This window comes from Streptomyces sp. R44 (genome assembly GCF_041053105.1).
Taxonomy (GTDB): Bacteria; Actinomycetota; Actinomycetes; order Streptomycetales; family Streptomycetaceae; genus Streptomyces.
The window spans coordinates 8042410-8061552 of sequence record NZ_CP163444.1 but is presented as its reverse complement, the minus strand read 5'-3'; the positions used below and the strand labels follow the sequence as shown (position 1 = coordinate 8061552).

General features: G+C 73.0%; 16 protein-coding genes and 2 pseudogenes. 9 read left to right on the top strand and 9 right to left on the bottom strand.

What is annotated here, in order from left to right:
• The first annotated feature begins 55 nt into the window (after positions 1–55).
• Genes AB5J54_RS37355 through AB5J54_RS37345 form a run of 3 tightly spaced genes read left to right on the top strand, consistent with a single transcriptional unit; the run spans position 56 to position 3095 of the window.
• The gene (locus tag AB5J54_RS37355; protein ID WP_369148384.1) at positions 56–415 is read left to right on the top strand and encodes a hypothetical protein; all 360 of its coding nucleotides are present in this window, start codon (positions 56–58) and stop codon (positions 413–415) included.
• Entirely contained in the window at positions 412–2244 is a 1833-nt protein-coding gene (locus AB5J54_RS37350; RefSeq protein WP_369148382.1) for a GMC family oxidoreductase, read from the top strand. Before AB5J54_RS37355 ends, AB5J54_RS37350 begins: the two co-directional genes overlap by 4 nt.
• Positions 2241–3095: a hypothetical protein gene (locus AB5J54_RS37345; protein ID WP_369148381.1), complete on the top strand. Its 855-nt coding sequence runs from the start codon at positions 2241–2243 to the stop codon at positions 3093–3095. The genes AB5J54_RS37350 and AB5J54_RS37345 overlap by 4 nt, the downstream gene beginning before the upstream one ends.
• Before the next feature lie 40 nt (positions 3096–3135).
• Here the strand turns inward: AB5J54_RS37345 and AB5J54_RS37340 are convergent, their stop codons facing one another.
• Positions 3136–3981, bottom strand: a complete 846-nt coding sequence (locus tag AB5J54_RS37340) for a hypothetical protein (protein WP_369148380.1) — start codon at positions 3979–3981, stop codon at positions 3136–3138.
• Between the two features lie 113 nt (positions 3982–4094).
• On the opposite strand from AB5J54_RS37340, the gene AB5J54_RS37335 reads away from it, so the two are divergent.
• Positions 4095–4346, top strand: a complete 252-nt coding sequence (locus AB5J54_RS37335; RefSeq protein WP_189805958.1) for an EF-hand domain-containing protein — start codon at positions 4095–4097, stop codon at positions 4344–4346.
• Positions 4347–4374: 28 nt separating this feature from the next.
• Here AB5J54_RS37335 and AB5J54_RS37330 read toward each other — a convergent pair whose 3' ends face one another.
• From AB5J54_RS37330 to AB5J54_RS37320, 3 genes are all read right to left on the bottom strand, one after another.
• Positions 4375–6123, bottom strand: a complete 1749-nt coding sequence (locus AB5J54_RS37330) for a methyltransferase (RefSeq protein WP_369148379.1) — start codon at positions 6121–6123, stop codon at positions 4375–4377.
• Between the two features lie 63 nt (positions 6124–6186).
• A complete protein-coding gene (locus tag AB5J54_RS37325) occupies positions 6187–7377 on the bottom strand; it encodes a 4-hydroxybenzoate 3-monooxygenase (protein WP_369148378.1) in 1191 nt (396 codons plus the stop codon).
• A 96-nt stretch (positions 7378–7473) separates the two neighbouring features.
• The gene (locus tag AB5J54_RS37320; RefSeq protein ID WP_369148377.1) at positions 7474–8166 is read right to left on the bottom strand and encodes a TetR/AcrR family transcriptional regulator; all 693 of its coding nucleotides are present in this window, start codon (positions 8164–8166) and stop codon (positions 7474–7476) included.
• Positions 8167–8219: 53 nt separating this feature from the next.
• Between AB5J54_RS37320 and AB5J54_RS37315 the strand changes: the two genes are divergently transcribed.
• Positions 8220–9338: an FAD-dependent oxidoreductase gene (locus AB5J54_RS37315; protein WP_369148376.1), complete on the top strand. Its 1119-nt coding sequence runs from the start codon at positions 8220–8222 to the stop codon at positions 9336–9338.
• Between the two features lie 104 nt (positions 9339–9442).
• Here AB5J54_RS37315 and AB5J54_RS37310 read toward each other — a convergent pair whose 3' ends face one another.
• Positions 9443–11044, bottom strand: a complete 1602-nt coding sequence (locus tag AB5J54_RS37310; RefSeq protein WP_369148375.1) for a M4 family metallopeptidase — start codon at positions 11042–11044, stop codon at positions 9443–9445.
• Positions 11045–11216: 172 nt separating this feature from the next.
• On the bottom strand, positions 11217–12197 hold the full coding sequence (locus AB5J54_RS37305; RefSeq protein ID WP_369148374.1) for a LysR family transcriptional regulator: 981 nt from the start codon (positions 12195–12197) through the stop codon (positions 11217–11219).
• A gap of 376 nt (positions 12198–12573) precedes the next feature.
• Between AB5J54_RS37305 and AB5J54_RS37300 the strand changes: the two genes are divergently transcribed.
• Both AB5J54_RS37300 and AB5J54_RS37295 read left to right on the top strand, forming a co-directional pair.
• On the top strand, positions 12574–13194 hold the full coding sequence (locus tag AB5J54_RS37300; protein WP_369148373.1) for a carbonic anhydrase: 621 nt from the start codon (positions 12574–12576) through the stop codon (positions 13192–13194).
• 8 nt (positions 13195–13202) lie between these two features.
• Positions 13203–13847, top strand: coding sequence for an L-threonylcarbamoyladenylate synthase (locus AB5J54_RS37295; protein WP_369148372.1), 645 nt, complete (start codon positions 13203–13205; stop codon positions 13845–13847).
• Between the two features lie 100 nt (positions 13848–13947).
• Here AB5J54_RS37295 and AB5J54_RS37290 read toward each other — a convergent pair.
• Together AB5J54_RS37290 and AB5J54_RS37285 are read right to left on the bottom strand one after the other, a co-directional pair.
• Positions 13948–14085, bottom strand: a pseudogene (locus AB5J54_RS37290) (cupin); the annotation flags it as partial.
• Positions 14084–14721: pseudogene (locus AB5J54_RS37285) on the bottom strand (MFS transporter); the annotation flags it as partial. The pseudogenes AB5J54_RS37285 and AB5J54_RS37290, both read right to left, overlap by 2 nt.
• A 175-nt stretch (positions 14722–14896) precedes the next feature.
• On the opposite strand from AB5J54_RS37285, the gene AB5J54_RS37280 reads away from it, so the two are divergent.
• Positions 14897–16444 carry a FadD3 family acyl-CoA ligase gene (locus AB5J54_RS37280; RefSeq protein WP_369148371.1) on the top strand — a complete coding sequence of 516 codons (1548 nt, stop codon included), beginning with the start codon at positions 14897–14899 and terminating at the stop codon, positions 16442–16444.
• A 13-nt stretch (positions 16445–16457) separates the two neighbouring features.
• Positions 16458–18098 carry a flavin-containing monooxygenase gene (locus AB5J54_RS37275; protein WP_369148370.1) on the top strand — a complete coding sequence of 547 codons (1641 nt, stop codon included), beginning with the start codon at positions 16458–16460 and terminating at the stop codon, positions 18096–18098.
• A gap of 76 nt (positions 18099–18174) precedes the next feature.
• Here AB5J54_RS37275 and AB5J54_RS37270 read toward each other — a convergent pair whose 3' ends face one another.
• Complete coding sequence (locus AB5J54_RS37270) at positions 18175–19089, bottom strand: alpha/beta hydrolase (protein ID WP_369148369.1); 915 nt, start codon at positions 19087–19089, stop codon at positions 18175–18177.
• Positions 19090–19143: the final 54 nt, after the last annotated feature.

The window sequence follows — 19143 nt, the reverse complement described above, 5'->3', positions numbered from 1 at the left end:
GCCGTTCCGGGGGCGCGGCGCATGGTCCCGCGGGCGACGGGGCACCGATGCCCGCGTGCCCATCACGGACGAGACACAGCGCTTCACCGCCCTCTCGGCGCGACTGACCGGATTCGACGCGGGGGACCTGGCGGCCACCGGGCTCGTCGAGGCGTACCGGGCCGTGGCCGCGGAACGGCTCGGCGCGGACCGGTACGCACAGCTGTTACGGGAACCCCCGGACGCGCGTGACGTACGAGAGGCGGCACGGGCCGTCACCTACCTCTGGTACACGGGCAGTTGGCCCGGCCCGTCACCGACGCTCGTGTCCCCGCGCGGCTACGCCGAGGGCCTCGTGTGGAAGGCGGCCGGACTCACCGCTCCCGCCACCGCCCCCGGCGGGTACGGGAGCTGGGCCGAGGGGACCGAGCGGTGACGCGCTACGACGTGATCGTCGTGGGCGCGGGCATCGCCGGCTCCCTGGTCGCGCAGCGACTCGGGCGGCACGGCCGGCGGGTCCTCGTCCTGGAGGCGGGCGCGAAGGCCGGCCGTGCACCGGCCGGCGACCCGCTCACCGACTATCTGACGGCCGCCGCCAGACTGCCCGGCTCCCCCTACCGGTCGCGTCCGGCGGCCGCCTCGCCCGAGGTGACGGACCTCGCCGGTACGGACGGAACCCCCGGCTTCCGGGCGGCCGGCCATCTGCTGCAGGACGGCCCGCTCCCGTACGCCAGCGGCTACGTCCGCGCCAACGGCGGCACCGGCAACGTCTGGACCGGCCTCACGCCCCGCATGCTGCCCGAGGACTTCGACACCGAGTCCTTCGGGTACGGACGGGCGTGGCCGCTCACGTACGACGACCTGGAGCCCCATTACCGGTCGGCCGAGGCGGAGCTGGGTGTGGCCGCCGACGCAGACGAGCAGCGGGCGCACCTCGGTCTGCGCTTCCCCGACGGCTACGTCTTCCCCATGCGGCCCCTGCCGGCCGCCCGCCTGGACCGTCTCCTCGCGGCCCGGCTCGACGGGCGGCGCGTCGAGGACCCCGTCGGCCTGCGCGAGGTCGAGCTGCGCGTGGTCGGCACCCCGCACGCGCGCAACGGCGTCCCCGATCCCCGGTACGACGGCGGCCGCGGCTATGTGCCCCGCGGGCGGGACGGGCGCCCGGACCCGGGCAGCCGGTGCGTGGGCAACGCGAGCTGCATCCCGCACTGCCCCTCGTACGCGAAGTACACCCCGCTCAAGACCCAGGGCCGGTGGAGCTCGTCCGTGACGCTTCGGGACCGGTCGGTGGTGAGCCGTGTCCTCGTCGACGGGCGGGGACGTGCCACGGGGGTGGAGTACCGGTCGTACGACGGCGAGGTGTCCGTCGCGCACGCCGATGTCGTCGTGCTCGCCGCGCACGCGGTGGAGAACGCCCGGCTGCTGCTCCTGTCGGGGCTCGCGGACCGCAGTGGCCAGGTGGGCCGCAATCTGATGGACCATCCGGTCCTGCTGACCTGGGGGCTGTTGCCCGAGGGCGAGCACGCCGGCGCGTACCGGGGGCCCGGCTCCGTCTCCGGCTTCGAGGGCTTCCGCTCCGGCCCGGCGCGGAAGCTGCGGGCGCCGTTCCGCGTCGAGTTCGGGACGTGGGGGTGGATCTGGGCGAAGGGCCCCGTCGACACGGACGTTGCGCACTTCCTCACCGAACAGGGTCTGTTCGGTGAGGAGTTGAGGCGGGCGGTCGGGGACCGGGTGCGCCGGCAGTTCACGTTCCAGTTCGAGATGGAGCAGGGCGCCGACCCGGCGAACCGGGTCACGCTCCACCCGACCGAGCGCGACGCACTGGGCCTCCCGCGGCCCCTCGTCACCTACGACCTCGACGAGCACGTCAAGGAGGGGATGGCCGCGGCCCGGGCCGTCTCGGACCAGCTCTTCGCGCTGCTCGGCGCCGAGGACCACACGGACTACACGCCGTCGGCGGCCTGGCCGGGCCGCTTCGAGCACCGCGGACGCACGTACGGCTACCGCGGGGCCGGGCACGCCGCCGGCACCCACATCATGGGCGGCTCCCGTGCCACTTCGGTCGTGGACGCCTGGCAGCGCTGCTGGGACCACCCCGGTCTGTACGCCGTCGGCTGCGGCAGCATGCCCTCGGTGGCCACCTCCAATCCGACGCTGACGATGGCCGCGCTCGCGCTGCGCAGTGCCGAGCGCATCGAGGCGGACCTGACGGCCCGCGACCACCCCCTCTCCCTCCGACCGACCGTCCCAGGAGCCCCCGCATGAGCTCGCTTCCGCTGCCGCCCGTGGCCGAACCCTTCCGGCTCCCCTTCCACTACGGGGCCTTGCACCAGATCGGGGTCGACTGGCTGGTCGACCCCGGCCCGGTCCGCGACCTGCTGTCCAAGTACCACCCGGATCTGACCGCGGCCACGTTCGACGACGGGCGTGCGCTGGTCTCGATCAACTACCAGCTGTACTTCGCGCAGTACGCGTTCGGCGGCGGTGTCACCCAGGAGATCGAGTTCAACGTCATCGCCTTTCCGACGGCCGACGCGCACCGTCTGCCGCGGCTGGCCTACGCCGAGTACGCGCAGGGCTGGGACCAGACGAAGCTGCTCGGCATCGCCCGGCTGCACGTCGTGTGCGACAACCCGTTCGCGATCCGAGCCGGGCGCGAGCTCTACGCCGAGCCCAAGTACCCGGGCTGGTTCGAGGTCGGCCTGCCGTCCCTCAACGGGCCGGCGGGCGAGACGTGGACGGTACGGTGCAAGGCGGGCACGGTCGGCCCGGACGAGACGCTGCAGAAGGATCCGGCCCCGCTGCTCGACCTCACGGTGCGGCTGGACGATCTCGCGGCCGTCGCCGCCTGCTCCGCTCCCGTCACCGGATACGGCACCGACCGCGAGGGACGTCTGCTCGCCGGCCCGATGAACGTCTACCGGCCCTACGCCCTGTACGACCTGAGCGCCCCCGAGCACTCCGGGCGGACGCACCTCGCGGTCCGCGCCCCGGACAGCGATCTGGGCCGCGACATCCGCGCCCTCCTCCCGGACGGCACTCCGGCCGCCGGTGCCTGGACCCACCAGTCACCGCCGGTGGCCGCCCACCACCGCCCGTACTATCCGATGCGCTGAGGCGGGCCCGCCGCCCGACGGTGGCGGGCCCCGGAGCGTGCTAGCCGTCGGCGCGGGCGCCCGGGATGTGCCGCCGGATCGCCTCCGCCATGTGGGCGGGGTGGACCAGCGGCTCGTAGATCCCGAGCTCGAAGAAGTCGACGCCCTCGGTCAGCACGTACGACTCGGTCCTGCCGGTGTCGAGGACGGCGCCCCATTCGTCGTTCCACGACACGTGCCAGGTCTGCCGCCCGGGCGTGGTGTAGGCCAGCAGGCACCCGCAGGGGACGTCGGCGTCGTCGCCGTCGGTCTCCGTGTGGTGGGTGGTGTCGACGGTGGCGGAGGCGCCGAGTGCGGCGGCTGCCGCGACGATCGCGTCGTGGTGGGTGGCGGGGACCGGGTCGACGCCTTGGCGGACCACCTCGTCCAGGGCGCCGTACAGCTCGGCGTACTCGGCGGCTCCGGCACCCTCGGACCGGTCCACGGCGATGCGCGCGCGCTCCAGCGCGTCCGTGATCCGGGCGGCGTGCGGAAGGTGGCCGCGGCTCTGCGCGCCGGCGAATCCCGCGAGGAGCGTCCGTGCCAGGCGCTGGGTCTCCGCCGCCAGCTCCACCACGGCTGCCAGGGCGGCCCGCGCGTCGCGGGGGCCGTAGACGGCCCACTCGTCCTGGATGGTGCTGCGGGCGGCCCTGACGACCCGCGCGGAGCCGTAGAGGACGTCCGCCGTGAGACGAGGGTGCCGCTCGCCGCACTCGACCGCGCACTCGGCCTCGTGCGCGACGTCCTCGCCCTTGCCCTTCCGGACGCCTTGGTCGAACTCGGCCCTGATGGCCGCGTCGACGCCTTCCTCCCGGTCGAGGACACTGGTGTCGGTGGTGATGTTCCGGGACCGCTGGGAATCGCTCATGCCCAGGTAACGAGCGCCCCGGTGGAGAGGCAACCCCTGGGCCCTTCGGCGCGTCCTCCCTCACACGACGTGTCGGCCGCACTCGCGCCCGGCCCCACCGGACAGGACATGTGATGAGCGACAAGGCCCGCATCCTCTTCGATGCGCTCGACCTCGACCAGGACGGCACGCTGACCCGTACCGAGGTCATCCGGGCGCTGCGGGAGAAGGGGCCCACCCTGGCGGCGCAGGGGGTCATTCCCGTCTGGGGGGTCGGGGACGTCGACGACTCCGCGGCGCTCTTCGACGCGGCCGACCAGAACGGCGACCGCGTCCTGAGCTTCGAGGAGTTCGCCGCGGTCGTCGACCGCCGCTTCGGATGGTGACCTCCGCGGTGGCGTGAGGCTCCGTGCCTCAGCGTTTCCGCACGTGGAGGACGTGGGCGTCGAGGGGCAGCGGACTGTGCCCGACGAGTGAGAGGCCCGCCCCCTCGAAGAGTCGCGCGTACGCGTCGGCACGGCGCTCGCGGCCACCCGTGTTGCAGAGCATGTGCAGGTCCCACGCGGTCGCCAGGGACGGCGCCGCGTCGGAGGGCAGCAGCCGTTCCACGACGAGCAGGTCGGCGTGCGGCGGCATGGCTCCCGCCAGGTGCCGCAGGATCTCCCGGCACCTGTCGTCGTCCCAGTCGTGCAGGACCCGGGAGAGCAGGTACACGTCCCCGGTCGCCGGTACGTCGGCGAAGTCCCCGGCCCGGTAGGCGCACCGCTCGCCGAGCCCGGCGGCGGTGAGCCGTTGCCGTGCGGCGGCCACGACGTGCGGTCGCTCCAGGAGGATCCCGCGGAGCGAGGGGTGGGCGGCGAGGACCCGTCCGAGGAGCTCGCCGGTGCCGCCGGCGACGTCGACCACCGTGTGGGGGCCGGGTCCCGCGGCGGCCGCCGTGAGGACGGGATGGGCGGGCAGGGGGTCGAACATCCGGGCACTGGCGGCCATGGACCGGTCGAAGGTCGCGGCCAGTTCCGGGTCATGGGCGAAGTGGTCGAAGTGGTTCTCGCCGTAGAGGTGCTCGAATCCGGGCTCGCCGGTCCGCACGGCGTGCGCCAGGTGCGCGAAGGACCGGTAGAACGGGCCGCCGTACATCAGTGCCAGGGGCCGCATCGAGCCGGCCGTGTCCTCGCGCAGCAGCAGCCCGGACGCGGTGAGGCGGAAGCCGTCCTCGTCCTCGGTCACCACGCCCAGCATGGCGAGGTACCGCAGCAGCGTCCCCAGGGGCTCCGGTCGCGCCCCGACCTCGCGTGCGAGGCGCCGGGCGCCGAGGGGCTCGTGCGGACTCATCGCCTCCGGCAGGCGCAGCTCGACGCAGGTGGCGAGGGCCTGGGTGGTCCAGGCTCCGGTCAGCAGCCGCAGGAGCGTTTCCGCCGCGCGTGTGCCGGTGCCGGCGTGGATGTCGGTGGGCGCGTCCTCCCGGTTCTCCGGCCGGGACCCCTCGGTCAGGTGCTCGGCGAGCAGGTCCCGGTGGTCGCCGCTCGCGTACAGCTCCATCCGCCGGTAGTCGGTCTTCGTCCCGGCGGGCGTCGCGAAGTAGAAGACGGTCCCGTCCTCGTGCGGGTTGTACCCGCCCCCGTCGGCCACCGCCCCGTGCCGTACGAGCGTCGCCCGCAGCCCGCGCAGCACCAGCGGATCGGGCCGGTCCACGTCGAAGGCCAGGTGCGCCTCCTGGTCGTGTTCGCGCTCCCGCGCGGCGAGGGCGGACAGCTCGGACCCCGGTGGCACGGCGAGGGCGAACACCTCGACCGCACGGCGCTCCCCGCCGGGTCCCGGCACCGTGGGCCGGAGAATCCTTACGTCAAGATCGGCGGTGTGGAGTCCGTGGCGCGCGGCCAGCCGGTCGCGCACCACGACGCTCGGCCGGGATCCGGCGTCGTCGGGGAGCCCGCAGGCGGCGAGTGCGGCCCGCAGTCCCGGCCGGTCGGCGGGGAAGACGAGCAGCGCGGCGTGGGCGAACCGGCAGCGGTCCGCCACCGCCCGCAGCTCGGGACCGTCGAGGCCGGGCAGCACACGGGACAGCAGGACCGGCGTCTCCTGTTCCCGGACGAAGTCGGCGGTCGCGCGCAGGCGCCGGACGTCGTCGGGCGCGAGGCCGGTCGCCAGGGCAGGGGTGAGCATCAGGAGGCATCCTCGGTGAAGGGCGGAAGGGAACGGGCCCCGGACCACAGGGGCGGCGGGGGGTCAGATACCGACGTACTGCTCGGCGAACCAGTCCTGGTGGGTACGGGACGTCCGCAGCGACTCCATGCGGGACCGGCGCATGCCTTCCTGGAACGGCGGTGCGCCGTGGAGGAGGCCGATCATCCAGTGCGAGAACTCCTGCGCCCGCCAGATGTGCGTCAGGCAGCGGTCGGAGTAGTGGGCGAGCGGTCCTGGGTCGCCGCGGTGGAGGTCGGCGGCGAGGGCCTCGGCGAGGAGTTCGGCCTCCAGGACGGCGAGGTTGGCGCCCTTCGCGGCGGAGGGGCTGATGAGGCCGGCGGCGTCGCCGGCCAGGAGGAGGGAGCCGTACCGGAGCGTGTCGAGCACGTCCGACTCCAGGTCGACGACCGCGCGCTGGACGATCCTGCCGCGCCGCAGCGGACCGTGGTCGGCGCTCCGCATCCGCAGCTCCAGCTCGTCCCAGATCCGCTCCTCGCTCCACTCCCCGGCGGGGGTGCCGCGCTCGCACTGGAGGTAGTAACGGGTGATGTCGGCGGACCGGGCCATGTGGCCGGCGAAGCCCCGGGGGTGGGTCGCGTAGCCGACGGCGTCGAGGCTGGGCGGTGCCTCGGCGAGGAGTCCCAGCCAGGAGACGCCGTGGTCGCGGAAGTGCCGTACGGCCCGGTCCGGCAGTGAGCGCCGTCCGGCGCCGTGGCGGCCGTCGCAGGCGGCGACGTACCGGGCCGACCACCGTGAGGCCCGGCCGTCCGGCTCCCGTGCCGTCACCCACGGCCTGGTGGTGTCCGGGCCGCCGATCTCCACCGCCTCGGTGTCGAAGCGGATGCGGCCCCCGGCGCCGAGGTACGCGGCCAGCAGGTCGGCGACCAGCTCGTGCTGGGGGTAGACGGTGTGGGGCTCGCCGGTGCCGAGCTGCCGGTAGTCGAGGCGGAAGCGTCCGTCCTCGGTGCGGAACTCGCAGACTCCGTGCTCCTGTCCCCGGCGACGCAGGCCTTCGTCCAGGCCGTGGCGCCGCAGGACGCGCGCGGTGTGCGGGGCGAGGTACCCGGCCCGGGCCCGGTTCAGGAGGTGCTCGCGGTCAGCGCGTTCGAGGACGGCGCAGTCGATGCCGCTGCGCAGCAGGAGGTTGGCGAGGACGAGCCCGGCGGGGCCGGCCCCGAGGATGACGACGCCGGCCGACTCCCGTTGGTCCCCCGTGTGTTGACTTTCTGTCACGAAAGTGGATCTTAAGCACGGGATGATCCGTCACCGGTCGAATGTCACCCGAATGCCACATTCCATGAGAAAAGGATTCTCCACGGCATCCGCTCGTCACATCGACGGTCGGGCGAGTCTGGCCGCCACGGCGTCGAGGACCCAGTCCAGGCCGGTCGCGAAGGAGGTCTCGGCGTCCACGTCCGTGCCGTCGTGCACCGCCTTGGCCAGCGCCGGGAAACGGCCCGTGGCCAGCATCCTCGTCACGTGCGGGCCATGGGCGCGCCGCCATTCGTGCTTGGACAGGCCCGTGGCGCGTTCGGCCCGCAGGTTCGCGATCTCGCGCCGGATGGCGCCGGTGAAGTAGGCGCTGACCGTCTCCACGGCGCGCATGACGGTGTCGACGTCGGCGAGGCCGTCGAGGGCGGCCAGCGTGGCCTCGGTCACGGCCAGGCCGTTGGGGCCCAGGGACGGTCGGCCGCCGAGCAGGTCGGCGAGCCATTCATGGCGGAGAGCGGCCTGCCTGGTGCGGTGGGCGAGAACGCGCAGTGCCTCCCGCCAGTCACCGGACTGCTCCTCGGGGAGGATCTCGGCCTGGACCTCGTCCACCATGAGGTCGAACAGTTCCTGTTTGGTGGAGATGTATCCGTACAGCCGCATCGGGCCGGCGTTCAGCCGGGCGGCGACCTTGCGCACCGACACGGCCTCCAGCCCGTCCTCGTCGGCCAGCGCGATGGCGGCGGCCACGATCCGCTCCCGGTCGAGCGGTACGGGGCGAGTCGGCGGCTCCGGCCGGTCCCACACAGTCATGGCCACACTTTACTGTTGCGATACGGCGTCGCGCGTCAATACAGTGTATCGACATGAGACATCGCATCGCAGTGGTCGGCGGTGGTCCCGCCGGCCTCACCTTCGCCCGGGTCCTGCACCGCCATGGCCACCCCGTCACCGTCCTCGAACGCGATCCCGCCCCCGACGCCCGCCCCCCGGGCGGCACCCTGGACCTCCAGGAAGGACTGGGCCAGCTCGCGCTGGAAAAGGCGGGGCTGCTGGCGGAGTTCCGGACCCTGTCCCGTCCCGAGGGGCAGGCCATGCGCATCCTGGACACGGACGGGACCGTCCTGCGCGACTGGCGCCCCCGCCCGGACGACCGGGCCAACCCCGAGATCGACCGCGGGCAGCTGCGCGACCTGCTGCTCGGCCCGCTCGACGTCCGGTGGGGCCGGAGCGTGACGCACGTGGTGCCGGAGACCGGGGGCGGCGTACGGGTCCACTTCGCGGACGGGCGACAGGAGACGTTCGACCTCGTGATCGGCGCGGACGGCGCCTGGTCCCGGATCCGCCCGGCGGTCTCCCCGGCCACGCCGCACTACACCGGCGTGACCTCGGTCGAGACCTCCCTGGACGACGTCGACACCCGCCACCCCGACCTCGCCCGGTTGATCGGCGACGGTTCCCTGGCCGTGTACGGCGCGAACCGCTCCCTCGTCGCCCAGCGCAACACCGGCGGCCACGTCAAGGTGTACGCCAAGTTCCGCGCGCCGCTGGACTGGCACGCCCACCTGGACCTGGCCGACGTCGAGGCCGTGCGATCGAGCCTGCTGGCGCTGTTCGACGGCTGGGCCGCTCCCGTCCTCGGCCTCCTCCGCCACGGCACCGCCTTCTTCCACCGCCCCTTCTACAGCCTGCCCGTGTCCCACACCTGGACCCACGTCCCCGGGGTGACGCTCCTGGGCGACGCCGCCCATCTGATGCCCCCGTTGGGGGCGGGCGCGAACCTCGCGATGCTGGAGGGCGCCGAGCTCGCCGAGGCCCTCGCCACCGGCTCCGGAGATCCGGACGAGGCCGTCCGCGCCTTCGAGGAACGGATGTGGACGCGAGCCGGCAGGTGGGCGAAGATCACGACGGCCGGTCTGGAGCGTCTCGTGAGCCCGGACCCCGCCGAAGCCCTGGCCCACTTCGCCCAGGTCCAGCCCTCCTGAGCACCTGCGGCTTCCGACCGGATCCTCTTCGAGGGCCCGACAGCTCGGGCCCCGCCGGAGTGGCGGGGCCCGAGGGTGATCTGTTCAGGTGGTGCGACGGGGCGTCAGAGGACGTTGACCCCGGTCCAGGCGGCCGCCACGGTGGCGTACTCGGGGCTGGTGGCGCCGTACAGGTCCTTCGCCGCGTTCAGGGTCGCCACGCGGGCGCCCTTGTAGTCGGTGGTGGAGGTCATGTAGACGGTCAGCGCCCGGTACCAGATGGCGGAGGCCTTCTGGTTGCCGATGCCGGTGACGGTGGATCCGTTGTACGTCGGGCTGTTGTAGGTGACACCGTTGATCGTCTTGGTGCCGCTGCCCTCGCTGGCGAGGTAGAACCAGTGGTTGCCGACGCCCGAGGAGTTGTGCACGTCGAGCCGGCCGACGGACTTCGACCAGTAGTCGGCGGAACGGCCGTCCAGGGAGGGCTTGTCGAAGCGGCGCAGCCACGGCGGGGTGGACTGGTCGCTGAACAGGTAGTCGGGGGTGTCGATCGGGTTGTTGGCGTACCACTCGACCATCGTGCCGAGGATGTCGCTGGTGGCCTCGTTCAGGCCGCCGGACTCGCCGCTGTAGCGCAGGTTGGCGGTGGCCGAGGTGACGCCGTGGGTCATCTCGTGGCCCATGGTGTCGAGGTCGACCTGCTCGGGGTCGACGGTGCCGTTGCCGTCGCCGGTCATCATGCAGAAGCAGGAGTCCGACCACTGGGCGTTGTCCCAGTTGGTGCCGACGTGGACGAAGACGGTGGCGCCGCGGCCGTCGTTCTTGATGCCGTTGCGGCCGAACGTCGCCTTGTAGTAGTCGAAGGTCTTCGCCGTGTTGGCGTGCGCGTCGACGGCGGCGGTGGAGCGGTCGGTGGAGAACTTCCGGCCGTCGCCCCAGATGTTGTCGGCGTCGGTGAACAGGGTGCCCGAGGAGCTGTTCAGGGACGAGGACGAGACGTTGTGCGCGTCCTTGGTGATGTGCTTGCGGATCGGGTCGATGAGGGCGAAGGTGCCGTCCGCCTGCAGGGTGGTGTCGAGGGTGACATCACCGGTGTACTCGGAGTGGCCGGTGCCGGTCGCCTCGCGCTCGGTGTCGTAGTTCTCGATCGCGGCACCGGTGGTGGCGTCGGTGACGAAGACCTCGCCGTGCGGCTGGCCCTTGTCGCCGAGGCCCTGCACGGTGGTGCGCCAGGCCAGGCGGGGGGTGCCGTCGGCGGCCCACACGATCAGCTCGGGGGTGGACTTGGCGTCGCTGACGAGTCCCTGCGAGCGCTTCAGGGCGCCGGCGGCGGTGCCCTTGGCGTCGACCGCGGGGGTGACGGAGGCGAGGGCCACCTTGTGGGCCTTGGCGTGGGTGGATCCCTTGAGCGAGCCGTCGGCCTTCTGGTGGACGACGAAGTCGCCGCCGACGACGGGCAGGCCCTTGAAGGTCCGCTCGAAGCGGACGTGCTGGGTGCCGTCGGCGTCGAGCACGACGTCCTTGACCTGGAGCGCCTGACCCGCCCCGAAACCGAAGGTGTCGGCGTGCCGGGCCACGTTCGCGCGGGCCTGGGATATCGCCGTGTCGCGGGCGGAGGCTCCCTGCTGCACCGCGTCGGGCTGCGAGTACGCCGGTACGGCGAGCGCGCCCGTGGTGATGACGGCGGCGGCGACGGCCGTGGAGAGGGCAAGGAGGGGACGGGGCATGGCAGGGTGTTCCTTCGCTCGTCGTGGGGGGTGACGACGTCCTGGGACGTTGACGCGAAGTGTTCACCAGGTGACATGTTCCTGACGTGATCCCATGTGGGATACAACTGTGGAGTTATAGAGGGGGTCTTCGACCTTCAGCCGTCGACCTTCAGCCGTCGGCCCTCAGCCCTCAGCCCTCAGCGCCGAGCGCGAACTCCCTGCCGCCGCCCTCCCACCAGGCCAGGTACTGCGGCCGCTGCCGCACCAGCGACAGATACGCAGCCGACAGCCGCTCCCCCACCGCGTCGGCGAGTTCGGGCGGGACCGATTCCGGGTTCCAGGCCAGCTGGAGCCGGCGGTGGAACGGGACGTCCACGAGCGGCCGCTGCACCGTGCCCTGGGCGGGGACTTCGGCGCTCGGCCACACGCCGCAGACGGCCCGCCGGCCGGCGACGAGGATCTGCGCCACGGACAGGTCCGGCGTGACGTGCGCGATGCGCGGGGTGAATCCCGCCGACCGGCAGGTGAGATGGAGGTACGCGTGCACGCCGCTCTCGTCGGCCTCCGGCATGACCCACTCCTCCCCGCCGAGGTCGCCCAGGCTGACCGTCTCCTGGCGTGCCAGCGGATGGTCCTCGGCGAGCAGGACGAAGACCGGCTCGCGCAGCAGCGTGCGGGTCACCACCGACTCGCCGACGGGGAGGGGGAATCCGGGGAACTCGCCGAACACCGCTATGTCACATTTCGACTGGCTCAGGGCTTTGACGAGGGTGTGCACGGAACGCCGGGCGTCGATCGTGACCCGACTCTCCGGGACGAGCTCGAAAAGGGCGGATATGAGGAGGGATGTCAGGGGACCGGCCGTCCCGCCCGCCCGCAGGGGCACGGCAGTTCCGGTGTCCGCCTCCGCGGCCGATCGGGCGTACTCGCGGAGCCGGTCGAAGCCGACCACGAGGTCGCGGGCACAGCGCAGCACGTACTGGCCGTTCTCGTTCGGTTTCACGCCCTCGGCGCTGCGGATGAAGAGCGGGCCGCCCAGCTCCTGTTCGATCCGCTTCAACTGGGCGCTCGTCGCGGGCTGGGAGAGCTGCAGACGCGCGGCGGCCTTGCGGATGCTGCCGGCCTCGGCGACGGTGAGCAGGACACGGAGGTGCCGGAACTCAAGGTGCATGTACATTCCCCGCTCAGGGCGGAGGGCCCCTTGCACCCCCCGTGACCAGCAGAACCAGCTGCCCGAGGGCATGGTGACCAAGATCTGTCGGCGCTGTCGGGGCGGCAACCACGGGAGGGCAAAATCTCCGCGCGGAGGGCCCCGCGCGGCAGTGGTGCCGAGTGAGGACGGACACATGCTCGGCTCGTCGCGACCACCCCGGGGCGACGTCCCGCCGCGATCACTCGAACGGGTGCACAAGACCTAACGAACCACCAGATAAGGAACAAGTCGGACCGTGGGCGGGCCGCACGGGACCTGCGGGCCCGGCCGGTTCCGGTCTCGGGTCCCGGACCGGCCCGAGGCAGGTCCGGCATGGCTCGTTACAGTGGGTGGCATGCCTCGCACCTCTCCTTCTGCCGCTCTCGACGCCATGCTCGCCGGCAACCGGCGCTTCGTCGCCGGGACACCTGAGCACCCCAATCAGGACGCCGCGCGGCGCGCGCAGCTCGCGCCCGGGCAGGAGCCGTTCGCGGTCATCCTCGGCTGCTCCGACTCGCGCCTCGCGGCCGAGATCATCTTCGACCAGGGGCTCGGTGACCTGTTCGTCGTACGGACCGCCGGTCATGTGCTGGGGTCCGAGGTACTGGGCAGCGTCGAGTACGCCACGAGCGTGCTCGGCTGCCGGCTCGTCGTCGTCCTGGGACACGACTCCTGCGGCGCCGTCGCCGCGGCCCGCGCGGCGGTCGAGGACGGGCTGCCCGCGGCCGGATTCGTACGGGACGTGGTGGAGCGCGTGACGCCGAGCGTGCTCGCGGCCCGCGCCGCCGGTCTGACCGAGGACAGCGACATCATCGACGAGCACATAAGGCACACGGTGCAGCTGCTCATGGACCGGTCCCGGGTCCTCTCGGAGCAGGTGCGGACGGGCGAGGTGGCGGTCGTGGGACTGGCCTACCAGCTCGCCGAGGGCAGCGCCCGGACGGTGACCTCGCACGGCGTCGAGAGCGGGGAGTGAGCGGCCCCATGGCACAGCGTTTCGACTGCTCCGACCCCTCCTCCCGCTCCGCCGGCATCGACGCGGCGGTGGCGGCCCTCGGGCAGGGGCAGCTCGTCGTCCTCCCCACCGACACCGTCTACGGTGTCGGCGCCGACGCCTTCGACCCGCGGGCCGTCGCCGGGCTGCTCGCCGCGAAGGGGCGGGGCCGGCACAAGCCCTCCCCCGTGCTCGTCGGTTCCAGGGACGCGCTCGGCGAGCTGGTCGCGGACCTCCCGAAGACGGCCGAGGCCCTGATCGAGACGTTCTGGCCGGGCGGTCTGACGCTGGTGCTCCGGCACCGGCCCTCGCTCGACTGGGACCTCGGCGAGACGGGCGGCACGGTCGCCGTACGGATGCCCGATCACCCCCTCGCGCTCGACCTGCTCGCGGCGGCCGGTCCGATGGCCGTCTCCAGCGCGAACCTCACCGACCGGCCCTCGCCGGAGGACTGCGACGCGGCCTTCGGGATGCTCGGCGATTCCGTGTCGGTGTACCTCGACGGCGGCCGGACCGCCGGACCGGTGTCGTCGTCCATCATCGACCTCACCGGCGACACACCGGTCCTCGTACGGGAGGGTGTCCTGTCCGCCGGCCTGCTGGCGACGGTCGTCCCCGCTCTGATCGTGCCCTGATCCCGTCCTCACCACCGCCGTACCGGGCGGCCGGGCGCCGTCCGGCCTTCGGGCGAGGTTCCTGGTGGCCCGGCAGTCCTTCTGCCGGGCCACCTGTCGTTCAGTCGGTGTCGGTGCGCTTTTCGAGGCTGGTGCCCTCGCGGAGGGTGACCGACATCAGGTCGCTGGGGGCGTCCGGTTCCAGGCGGTGTCGGCGGCCACGGGGGACGATCACCGCGGCGCCCGCGGGCAACCGCACCGGCAGCCGTGCCGGTGTGGTGCGCGGCGACGGTGGCGAGGACGGCCAGACCGGTGGATCCGCCGAGTTGGCGGGAGCTGTTCATCAGCCCCGACGCCATGCCGGCCGCACGCGGGACGACGCCGGTGGTCGCGGCGGCGGCGACCGGAGCGAACGCCGTGAACTGCCCGGCCGCGGCGAGGAACACCAGTACGTTCGCGCCGACGACCCAGCGATTGCGCGGCAGGCCGGCGGAGCAGGGGCGTGGTGGCCCTCGTTTCGGCGAGGACGAAGGCGGCGAGCAGCACGGCGGCGGCCGTGAGGGTCGCCGCTGTGACGGGTGAGCCCAGCCCAGGGTGTCGGTGCGGAGGACACCGAGCACCAGGAGCCCGACTCCACCTGTCGCCAGGACGGCGCCCAGCGCGTCCAGCCGCTCGCGCCGGGCGGGCGCCGCCCCGCCGGGCACCTCCGCGAGACCAGCGCGAGGGCCGCCGCGACGATGGGCAGGTTGACCAGCATGACCCAACGCCAGCCCGCGTACTCGGTCAGCAGTCCACCCGCCAGTACGCCAAGGGCGCCGCCCGCGGCGGCACCCACGCCCTGCCCGGCGCGTGCGGCGATCAGTTGCCAGGGGGCCTGAGCCACCCCGCCCGCGAGAACGACAGCGGCCCGACGCCGCGGACGCAAGAAGTCCCGTCACCTTCACCTTCCCGGTGAGCGGGAACCGGCCCCTGCGCCGGGAGGCCCCTCCCTGACAGGCTCCCCTCCGCTGTGGTTCCACCGCCCGCGCCCCGCCCGGGGGGACGGGGCAGCAGGGAGGACGTGACAGATCATGAGGGGCGCGCAGACCATCGCCAGGCTCGCGGACTGGGCCGTGGAGCGGTACGGGGATGAGGAGGCCCTCGTCTTCGGCGAGGAGCGCTGGACGTTCGCTGAGCTGCGCGACCGGGTCGACCGGGTGGCGCGCGCGGTGATCGCGCAAGGGGTGCGCCCGGGCGACTCGGTCGCCGTGTGGGCGCCCAACAGCGCGCGCTGGGTGGTGGCCGCGCTCGGCGCGGTGGCGGCCGGCGCGGTGCTGGTCCCGGTGAACACCCGCTACAAGGCCGTCGAGGCCGCCGACATCCTGCGCCGGTCCCGTACCCGGCTCCTGTTCACCGAGCACGACTTCCTGGGTACGGACTACCGGGCGCTGCTGGCGGACTCGGGGGAGGAACTCCCGCTCCTGGAGCGGACGGTGACCCTGCACTCCGCGGACTGGGCGGGCTTCCTGGCGGGTGCGGACCGGGTGAGCGGCGAGCGGCGGCTCGCCCGTACCGCCGCCGTGCGTCCGGCCGACACCGCCGACATCCTCTTCACCTCCGGCACCACCGGCCGCCCCAAGGGCGTGCCCACCACCCACGGCCAGAACCTGCGCGTGTACGACGCCTGGGCCCGCACGGTCACCCTCCGGCGCGGCGACCGCCACCTCCTCGTCAACCCGTTCTTCCACACCTTCGGCTACAAGGCCGGCATCCTCGCCTGTCTCCTGCAAGGGGCGGCGATCGTCCCGGAGCGGGTCTTCGACGCCGATGCCGTCCTCGGCCGGATGCAGGACGAGCGCATCTCCGTCCTGACCGGCGCCCCGACGGTCTTCACCTCGCTCATCCACCACCCCGAGCGCGCGGCGTACGACCTGAGCTCGATGCGGATGGCGGTCACGGGCGCGGCGAACATCCCCACCGCGCTCATCGAGGAGATCAGGACGTCCCTCGGCGCGCGGAGCGTCAACACCGCGTACGGGCTGACCGAGTCGACGGGCGTGGTCGCGATCTGCCCGCCGCACGAGTCCCCGGAGACCCTGGCCCGTACCTCCGGGACCGCCCTGGAGGGCACGGAGCTGCGCGTCGACGCCCCGCCCGGGGAGCCCGGCGAGATCCTCACCCGCGGCTACCACGTGATGCACGGCTACCTGGACGATCCCGAGGCCACCGCCCGGGCCGTCGACGCGGACGGCTGGCTGCACACGGGGGACGTCGGGGTGCTCGACGAGCACGGTTTCCTGCGGATCACCGACCGGCTGAAGGACATGTTCGTCGTGGGCGGGTTCAACGTGTACCCGGCGGAGGTGGAGCAGGTGCTGCGCGGCCACCCGGCCGTCCTGGAGGCGGCGGTCGTCGGCGCGCCGGACGCACGGCTGGGGGAGGTCGGCGTCGCGTACGTCGTACCGGCGGCCGGGGCACCGGTCGACGCGGCCGAGCTGACCTCGTACACGCGGGAGCGGCTGGCCAACTTCAAGGTCCCGCGCGCCTTCCACGTCCTCCCGGCCCTCCCCCACAACGCGGCGGGCAAGGTCGACAAGAAGGCGCTGCGGCGGTCGGCGGAGAACACCACCACCCGATGAGGAGAGTTCGAACGTGAACGACAGCAAGAGCCAGTCCGTCGGCGTCGTCAGCGTCGTCAGCGTCGTCGATGTGGTCGTCATCGGAGCCGGCGTCACCGGTCTGTACGCCGTGCACAAGCTGCGCGGTCTCGGCCACACCGTGCGCGGCTTCGAGCGCGGGGACGACGTGGGCGGCGTCTGGTACTGGAACCGCTACCCCGGCGCCCGCTGCGACGTGGAATCCGTGGACTACTCGTACTCCTTCGACGAGGAGCTGCAGCGGGAGTGGGACTGGAGCGAGAAGTACGCCACGCAGCCGGAGATCATCCGCTATCTGCGCCATGTCGCCGACCGCTTCGACCTGCGCCGCAGCTACACCTTCGGCACCTCGGTGACCTCGGCCGAGCTCGACGAGGAGACGCTGCGCTGGACGGTCCGCACGGACGGCGGCGAGGTGGTGTCGGCCCGGTTCTGCGTGTTCGCCGTCGGCTGCCTCTCCAGCACTCATATTCCGGATATCCCGGGCGCCGGGGAGTTCGCCGGCGCCACGTACCACACCGGTGCCTGGCCGCACGAGGGCGTGGACTTCGACGGACTGCGCGTCGGGGTGATCGGCACCGGCTCCTCCGGCATCCAGGCCATCCCGCTGATCGCCGAGCAGGCGGCGCACCTCACCGTCTTCCAGCGCAGCGCCAACTTCAGCATCCCGGCGGGCAACAAGCCCCTGGACGACGAGACCCGCCGCCGGCAGAAGGCCGGCTACGCCGAGCGGCGGCGCCTGTCGCGGCTCAGCGGCGGCGGATCGCCGCACGCCGCGCACCCGTCGGCGACGTTCGAGGTGTCCCCGGAGGAGCGGCGGGCCGCGTTCGAGGAGCGGTGGGAGCTGGGCGGTGTCCTGTACTCGAAGACGTTCCCCGACCAGCTCACCGACCGCGCGGCGAACGAGGAGGCGCGGGCGTTCTGGGAGGAGAAGGTGCGGGCGCTCATCGACGACCCGGCGGCCGCCGATCTGCTGGTCCCCACCGACCATCCGATCGGCACGAAGCGGATCGTCACCGACTCGCACTACTACGAGACGTTCAACCGTGACGACGTCGAGCTGGTGAGCCTGCGGGAGAACGCGATCGAACGGATCGACGCCACCGGGATCGTCCTGGCCGACGGCACCCGGGTGGAGCTCGACGCGATCGTGTTCGCGACCGGTTTCGACGCGATGACCGGCGCCATCGACCGGGTGGACATCCGGGGGCGGGGCGGCCGGAGCCTCAAGGACGTCTGGAGCGGGGGTCCCCGCACCTATCTGGGCCTGGGCGTCGACGGCTTCCCGAACCTGTTCAACCTCACCGGCGCCGGCAGCCCGTCCGTCATGGCGAACGTCGTGCTCTGCGCCGAGCAGCACGGCGACTGGCTCGGCGACTGCCTGCGCCATCTGGACGAGCACGGCTACCGCGCGATCGAGGCGAGCGAGGAGGCCGTGGAGCAGTGGGTCGCGCAGTGCCGCGACCGGGCGGCGGCCACGCTGTTCCCCGCCGCGAACTCCTGGTACCTGGGCGCCAACATCCCGGGGAAGCCGCGGGTGTTCATGCCGTTCATCGGTGGCTTCGGGGTGTACGGGGAGATCATCGCGGACGTCGCGGCCTCGGGGTACAAGGGGTTCTCGCTGATACGGGGCTGACGCGACCCCCTACGCGTGTGCGCCCCGCCCCCCACCGGCTCGGTGGGGGGCGGGGCGCACGCGCGCGTACCGGCGGTCAGCGCTCGGCGAGGGCCTCGCGCAGGGCCGTGAAGGCGGCATCGCGGGCCTCGGCCGCGGCGGGCAGGGCGCCCGCCATGGAGAGGAAGCCGTGGAACATCCCGGCGTGGTGGCGGGTCTCCACGGGGACGCCCGCGGCGGTGAGCGCGTCCGCGTACGCCAGGCCGTCGTCCCGCAGCGGGTCGAAGCCGGCGGTGACGACCTGGGCCGGTGGGAGCCCGGACAGGTCGGCGCCCGCGAGGGGGGCCGCGTAGGGGCTGGTGCGGTGTGCGGGGGACTGCAGATAGCCGTCCCAGTACCAGCGCAGATGGTCGGCGGTGAGGAAGTACCCCTGGGCGTTCTCGCGGTGCGAGGCGCGGGAGCGGGTGGGGTCGAGCATCGGGTAGTAGAGCGCCTGGCAGGTGATCTCGGGGCCGCCACGGTCGCGGGAGAGCAGGGTGAGGACGGTGGCGAGGTTGGCTCCCGCGCTGTCCCCCGCGACGGCGATCCGCCGGCCGGGGAACGTCGCCGCCGCCCAGAGGAGGGCCGTGTAGGCGTCCTCGGGGGCGGCGGGGAAGGGGTGCTCGGGGGCGCGGCGGTAGTCGACGGAGACGACGATCGCCCCCGTGGAGAGGGCGAGGGAGCGGCAGAAGGGGTCGTGGCTGTCGAGGTCGCAGAGGACGAAGCCGCCCCCGTGACAGAACACGATCACGGGGGCGGTCTCGTGGACGGCCGGGTCGTACACGCGGACGGGCACTCCGTCGGCGTCCTCGTCCATGACGCGGGCGACCGGGGGCGGAGGGACGGCCGGCCTGGGGCGGGCGGCGAAGAAGGCGCGGACCTCGGCGATGTCCGTCATCTCGGTCGCCAGCGGCGGGAATCCGGCGGTGGCCAGGTCGATGACGGCCTGGACCTCGGGGTCGGGTCGGTTCACGCGTCGGTTCCCTTCGGGGATGGGTTCACGGCGTCCCCTCCTTCCGGGGATCGG

What these genes read in the sequence shown, in the direction of transcription:
- AB5J54_RS37315 (WP_369148376.1), top strand. Translation starts at nt 8,220, where the DNA reads ATGAGACATCGCATCGCAGTGGTCGGCGGTGGTCCCGCCGGCCTCACC.
- AB5J54_RS37300 (WP_369148373.1), top strand. Translation starts at nt 12,574, where the DNA reads ATGCCTCGCACCTCTCCTTCTGCCGCTCTCGACGCCATGCTCGCCGGC.
- AB5J54_RS37280 (WP_369148371.1), top strand. Translation starts at nt 14,897, where the DNA reads ATGAGGGGCGCGCAGACCATCGCCAGGCTCGCGGACTGGGCCGTGGAG.
- AB5J54_RS37330 (WP_369148379.1), bottom strand. Translation starts at nt 6,123, where the DNA reads ATGCTCACCCCTGCCCTGGCGACCGGCCTCGCGCCCGACGACGTCCGG.
- AB5J54_RS37320 (WP_369148377.1), bottom strand. Translation starts at nt 8,166, where the DNA reads ATGACTGTGTGGGACCGGCCGGAGCCGCCGACTCGCCCCGTACCGCTC.
- AB5J54_RS37345 (WP_369148381.1), top strand. Translation starts at nt 2,241, where the DNA reads ATGAGCTCGCTTCCGCTGCCGCCCGTGGCCGAACCCTTCCGGCTCCCC.
- AB5J54_RS37295 (WP_369148372.1), top strand. Translation starts at nt 13,203, where the DNA reads ATGGCACAGCGTTTCGACTGCTCCGACCCCTCCTCCCGCTCCGCCGGC.
- AB5J54_RS37310 (WP_369148375.1), bottom strand. Translation starts at nt 11,044, where the DNA reads ATGCCCCGTCCCCTCCTTGCCCTCTCCACGGCCGTCGCCGCCGCCGTC.
- AB5J54_RS37335 (WP_189805958.1), top strand. Translation starts at nt 4,095, where the DNA reads ATGAGCGACAAGGCCCGCATCCTCTTCGATGCGCTCGACCTCGACCAG.
- AB5J54_RS37340 (WP_369148380.1), bottom strand. Translation starts at nt 3,981, where the DNA reads ATGAGCGATTCCCAGCGGTCCCGGAACATCACCACCGACACCAGTGTC.
- AB5J54_RS37305 (WP_369148374.1), bottom strand. Translation starts at nt 12,197, where the DNA reads ATGCACCTTGAGTTCCGGCACCTCCGTGTCCTGCTCACCGTCGCCGAG.